Genomic DNA, 3,405 nt, shown 5'->3' with positions numbered 1-3,405 from the left:
CGGCGGCTCATTCCGTCGCGACCCGACGCTGGCCGCGAGCCATGCGGCCAAAGTGCGCTCAGCGGGCAAGCTCGGTTACTACTGGCAGCTGTTCGCCGGCCTCGGCTGGACCAGCATTCACTGGCTGCACAAGATCCGCCAGCCGACCCTGGTACTGGCCGGCGACGATGATCCACTGATTCCGTTGATCAACATGCGCCTGCTGGCCTGGCGGATTCCCAACGCCCAGTTGCACATCATCGATGACGGGCACCTGTTCCTGATTACCCGGGCCGAAGCGGTGGCCCCGATCATCATGAAATTCCTGGAGGAGGAGCGCCAGCGTGCGGTGATGCACCCGCGTCCGGCGCCATTGGGCGGCTAAAGCGCTGCATCAACGGTCGGCAGGACGCCGCGCCGCGCAACAACCCGTTACAGCGTCTATGGTGTTCTGGTTCGGTGTATTTGTTTTTAGCCTGAAGACGAAGGAGTGTTGACTCATGCGCGAGAAACCAGCGAGGGATTCCTTACCGACTCCCGCCGCGTTCATCAATGCACAGAGTGCGATTACCGGCCTGCGCGGCCGGGATCTGGTGTCGACCCTGCGCAGTGTGGCCGCCCATGGCTTGCGCAATCCGCTGCACAGCGCCCGGCATGCCCTCAAACTCGGCGGTCAGCTTGGCCGTGTCCTGCTGGGTGAAACCCTGCACCCGACCAACCCGCAGGACACTCGCTTCGCCGACCCGGCATGGAGCCTCAACCCGTTTTATCGCCGTAGCCTGCAGGCCTATCTGAGCTGGCAGAAACAGGTCAAGAGCTGGATCGACGAGAGCAACATGAGCCCGGACGACCGCGCCCGCGCCCACTTCGCTTTCGCCTTGCTCAATGACGCCGTATCGCCATCCAACACCCTGCTCAATCCACTGGCGGTCAAGGAACTTTTCAATTCCGGTGGCAACAGCCTGGTGCGTGGCATCAGCCATTTGGTGGACGATCTGCTGCACAACGATGGCCTGCCCCGACAAGTCACCAAGCAAGCGTTCGAGGTTGGCAAGACGGTCGCCACCACCACCGGTGCCGTAGTGTTTCGCAACGAACTGCTGGAGTTGATCCAGTACAAGCCGATGAGCGAAAAGCAGTATTCCAAGCCCCTGCTGGTGGTGCCGCCGCAAATCAACAAGTACTACATTTTCGACCTGAGCCCCCACAACAGCTTTGTCCAGTACGCCCTGAAAAACGGCCTGCAAACCTTCGTGATCAGCTGGCGCAACCCGGATGTGCGTCACCGCGAATGGGGGCTCTCGACCTACGTGGAAGCCGTGGAAGAAGCCATGAATGTGTGCCGGGCGATCACCGGCGCACGCGAGGTCAACCTGATGGGCGCCTGCGCCGGCGGGCTGACCATTGCCGCGCTGCAGGGCCACTTGCAGGCCAAGCGGCAGCTGCGCAGGGTCTCCAGCGCGACTTATCTGGTAAGCCTGCTCGACAGTCAGATGGACAGCCCCGCTACGCTGTTCGCCGACGAGCAGACTCTGGAGGCTGCCAAGCGCCGCTCCTATCAGCGGGGTGTACTGGACGGCCGCGACATGGCCAAAGTCTTCGCCTGGATGCGTCCCAACGATTTGATCTGGAGCTACTTCGTCAATAACTACCTGTTGGGCAAGGAGCCACCGGCGTTCGACATTCTCTACTGGAACAACGACAACACGCGCCTGCCGGCCGCCCTGCATGGCGACCTGCTGGACTTCTTCAAGCACAACCCACTGACCCACCCGGGCGGACTGGAAGTGTGCGGCACGCCGATCGATTTGCAGAAGGTCACCGTCGACAGCTTCAGCGTCGCCGGCATCAACGATCACATCACGCCATGGGATGCGGTGTATCGCTCTACGCTACTGCTCGGTGGCGAGCGACGCTTCGTGCTGTCCAACAGCGGTCATGTGCAGAGCATCCTCAATCCGCCGAGCAACCCGAAAGCCAACTACGTCGAGAACGGCAAACTGAGCAGCGACCCCCGTGCCTGGTACTACGACGCCAAGCATGTCGAAGGCAGTTGGTGGACCCAATGGCTGAGCTGGATTCAGGAACGCTCCGGCGCGCAGAAGGAAACCCACATGGCGCTCGGCAACCAGAACTACCCACCGATGGAGGCAGCACCCGGCACTTACGTGCGCGTGCGCTGACGTTCAACGAGCCACGGCCTATGCCGGCCGTGGCAAGACCCGATCATTAAGAAGACTGGATGAAAACCCGCGACCGGATCCTCGAATGTGCCCTGCAGTTGTTCAATCAAAAGGGCGAACCGAATGTCTCCACCATGGAAGTTGCCAATGAAATGGGCATCAGCCCGGGCAACCTCTACTACCACTTCCACGGCAAGGAACCGCTGATTCTCGGGCTGTTCGAGCGCTTTCAGGGCGAACTGGCCCCCTTGCTCGATCCACCGGCCGATGTCGAACTGGCACCCGAAGATTACTGGCTGTTCCTGCACCTGATCGTCGAACGCCTGTCCCACTACCGGTTTCTTTTCCAGGACCTGTCGAACCTCGCCGGGCGCCTGCCGAAACTGGCCAAGGGCATTCGCAACCTGCTCAATGCACTCAAGCGCACACTGGCGTCGCTGCTGGCGCGATTGCAGGCGCAAGGGCTGCTGGTCAGCGATACCCAGGCACTGGGGCAACTGGTGGAACAGATCACCATGACCCTGCTGTTCTCACTGGATTACCAGCGGATTCTCGATCGCGAAGGCGAGGTGCGGCTGGTGGTTTACCAGATCATGATGCTGGTCGCGCCACACTTGCTCGCGCCGATCAAGGCTGCGACCGAACAGATGGCGATGGAGTATCTGGAGGACCACGAATAACCCTGGTCACAACTAATCCTGTAGGAGCGAGCTTGCTCGCGAAAAAGGTACAGCCGACGCTACTCAGCGCCTGCAATACCATCGCGAGCAAGCTCGCTCCTACAGTGGGTCTGTGTTGCCCTCAAATTCCGCACAAACAAAAACGCCCGACCTGTGAAGGCCGGGCGTTTTCTTGAGCCCTGAAAATCAGGACTGACTGGTTGGCGTCGATGGAGTTGGCGCGGCAGTCGGGGTGACAGCAGGGGTTGGCGCAGTCGCGGAGTTCGATGCGCTGACCGGAGCTGCCGGGGTTGCCGGGGTTGCCGGTTTGGCAGCTGCCACTGCTGGTTTTGGTGCGGCGGCTTTTGGAGCTGCCGGCTTCTTCACTGCAGGTTTTTTCGCAACAGCAGGCTTGGCTGCTGGCTTGGCCGCTGCAGTTTTTGCTGCAGGCTTGGCGGCTGGTTTAGCCGCTGGTTTGGCGACGGCCGGTTTGGCGGCGGCCTTGGCGGCGGCTGGTTTGGCCGCTGCAGTTTTAGCCGCAGGCTTGGCAGCAGGTTTAGCCGCCGCTTTTGCCAGTGGCTTTG

General features: G+C 61.1%; 4 protein-coding genes. 3 read left to right on the top strand and 1 reads right to left on the bottom strand.

Going from position 1 to position 3,405, the window contains the following annotated elements:
• The 3 genes from PMI29_RS13745 to PMI29_RS13755 form a co-directional block, all read left to right on the top strand.
• Positions 1 to 364: alpha/beta fold hydrolase (locus tag PMI29_RS13745; protein WP_007998595.1), on the top strand; the 364-nt coding region annotated here is incomplete at its 5' end.
• A gap of 115 nt (positions 365 to 479) precedes the next feature.
• The gene (phaC, locus tag PMI29_RS13750; RefSeq protein WP_007998594.1) at positions 480 to 2,162 is read left to right on the top strand and encodes a class II poly(R)-hydroxyalkanoic acid synthase; all 1,683 of its coding nucleotides are present in this window, start codon (positions 480 to 482) and stop codon (positions 2,160 to 2,162) included.
• A 59-nt stretch (positions 2,163 to 2,221) separates the two neighbouring features.
• Positions 2,222 to 2,842, top strand: a complete 621-nt coding sequence (locus PMI29_RS13755; protein WP_007998593.1) for a TetR/AcrR family transcriptional regulator — start codon at positions 2,222 to 2,224, stop codon at positions 2,840 to 2,842.
• A 186-nt stretch (positions 2,843 to 3,028) separates the two neighbouring features.
• On the opposite strand, the gene PMI29_RS32625 is transcribed toward PMI29_RS13755, so the two are convergent.
• Positions 3,029 to 3,405, bottom strand: a 377-nt coding sequence (locus PMI29_RS32625; protein ID WP_238541662.1) for a hypothetical protein, incomplete at its 5' end; no start/stop codon positions are given.

Origin of the sequence: Pseudomonas sp. GM49, assembly GCF_000282355.1 — a bacterium.
Taxonomy (GTDB): domain Bacteria; phylum Pseudomonadota; class Gammaproteobacteria; order Pseudomonadales; family Pseudomonadaceae; genus Aquipseudomonas.
This window is presented reverse-complemented; position numbering and strand designations above follow the sequence as displayed.

Excerpts from the sequence above, each read along its gene's own strand:
- phaC (WP_007998594.1), top strand. The coding sequence starts at position 480 with ATGCGCGAGAAACCAGCGAGGGATTCCTTACCGACTCCCGCCGCGTTC.
- PMI29_RS13755 (WP_007998593.1), top strand. The coding sequence starts at position 2,222 with ATGAAAACCCGCGACCGGATCCTCGAATGTGCCCTGCAGTTGTTCAAT.